At 44.5% G+C, this 1,205-nt stretch carries 1 protein-coding gene; it reads right to left on the reverse strand.

From position 1 onward, the window contains the following. Positions 1 to 60: 60 nt before the first annotated feature. A complete protein-coding gene (locus FFM80_RS14425) occupies positions 61 to 1,086 on the reverse strand; it encodes an IS30 family transposase (protein WP_137641430.1) in 1,026 nt (341 codons plus the stop codon). Positions 1,087 to 1,205: the final 119 nt, after the last annotated feature.

A 1,205-nucleotide genomic window follows, 5' to 3' on the forward strand; every position in this document is an offset into this window, starting at 1 on the left:
TTCCTCAATTGTCAAATCAAGTGCAACACTAAGAATCTATTCTTAGAAGTGGTCTAGTTGCTAAGCTAGTTCAGGCATTAGATCGGCTGGGCAGCGATAGTTCAATGACCGCCGTAGCCGGTTGTTTAAGGTATCTTGAGCCAGTTGAATATCAACCAGTGAGGCCGAAGCCAAGGATCTGCCCTTCGGGAAGAACTCGCGCAAAAGGCCGTTAGTGTTCTCATTGGTTCCACGTTCCCATGGTGAATAAGGATGGGCAAAGTAGATGTCAGTTCCCTTGACTTGACTCAAGCTTGAGAACTCAGCACCATTATCAAAAGTAATGGTTTTAAAGTGCTCGGTTCCATAGTCATATAAGGTATTCTGGAGGGCTTTCAAGCAAGTGTCGGCATGATAATTGGGAAGTTTAACGATGATCTCTAAGCGACTAACACGTTCAGTCAAAGTCATTAATGCTGGCTCAGATTCAACCCGTTTGCCTTTGACCAAGTCACCTTCCCAGTGTCCAAGCTCTTGACGCGCTTGAACCATGGCGGGACGCTCTTCGATTGAATGGCCCAGATTTTTCTTATTGATTCTATGATGCTTTGCCCCGGGGCATTTAATCCGGCGACGTAGTTTAGCTGGTAGGTCTGAATTGCGGATAGCTAAACGCTGGTCATCAATATACCGGTACACCGTCGGTGTTGAGGGGCAGACAAGCCTTGGGTGATCAGTCTTGAATTGGTGGACAAAAGTATCCACACTATGCATCCTGGGACGCGCTTTTAAAGCTGTCACCAAAGCATTACAGAAGGTTTGACAATGATCAAAGAGTCCACGATAACAGCTATTTAGTCGGTGCTTACGATAAATTGCTTCACCAGTTTCTGCCAGATATGACTGTTCAAAGATATGAGTACTAGCGTTAATCTGTGTCGTTGTCCCACGTTTTAATTCACGTGAAATCGTGCTGGGATTACGATGAAGGGCCTGGGCAATCCGGCGGATAGACCAATCTAAGTCCCTTAGGGATTCAATTCGACCACGTTCAGCTAAATTGAGTTGGTGATACTGATTAGATATGATATTCTTAATTCGGGTCATGAAGATACCTCTTTCTTGTTTGTGGTGAATTAAGAATAGGTCTTCATGGCCTTTTTGACTAGTCTGAATAAAGAACTGGTCTAGTAGAGCAGGTGTTGCACTTCAATTTTAAATCGAGG

It is taken from the genome of Lactiplantibacillus dongliensis (assembly GCF_005405105.1).
Classification (GTDB): Bacteria; Bacillota; Bacilli; order Lactobacillales; family Lactobacillaceae; genus Lactiplantibacillus; species Lactiplantibacillus dongliensis.